Annotated in this window: 1 protein-coding gene; it reads left to right on the forward strand. The window is 70.9% G+C overall.

Annotation, left to right across the window (positions count from 1 at the left end; all coding sequences use genetic code 11):
- Positions 1–257 precede the first annotated feature (257 nt).
- Positions 258–468, forward strand: a 211-nt coding sequence (locus tag GVL52_RS28770; RefSeq protein ID WP_244619341.1) for an acyltransferase, incomplete at its 3' end; no start/stop codon positions are given.

A 468-nucleotide genomic window follows, 5' to 3' on the forward strand; every position in this document is an offset into this window, starting at 1 on the left:
ACGCAACACTCCCGACGGCGCCCGGGACGGCGCGGTCGGGCGGGATGATGGGGCGGTACGGTTACCAATCTCCTCCGGTGAATCGCCCCCGCGGCGGGGCCCGTTCACCATCCATCGAGGGGGATCGCCTCCGGACCCGGGGGCGGATATCGATTCGCGCGGAAAAGGCGCACCCTGCCGGGCCGTGCCGTGAAGGACGATCAGCCGCCGCCATGCCGGAGTCCGGATCCCAGCGCCCCGGGGAGCGCCTGAGCACGATGCCCTACCTGCCCCAGCTCGACGGGGTGCGCGCGCTCGCGATCCTGATCGTGTTCGCGGCCCATTGCGGCTACAGCCACGTGGTGCCGGGGGGTTTTGGCGTCACGGTGTTCTTCTTCCTCAGCGGCTACCTGATCACGACGCTGCTGCGGATCGAGCGCGGGCGCACCGGCACGGTGTCGCTGTCGGCCTTCTACCTGCGGCGCAGCC

The sequence above is a fragment of the Rhizobium sp. 18055 genome, assembly GCF_902706285.1.
Taxonomy (GTDB): domain Bacteria; phylum Pseudomonadota; class Alphaproteobacteria; order Rhizobiales; family Rhizobiaceae; genus Rhizobium.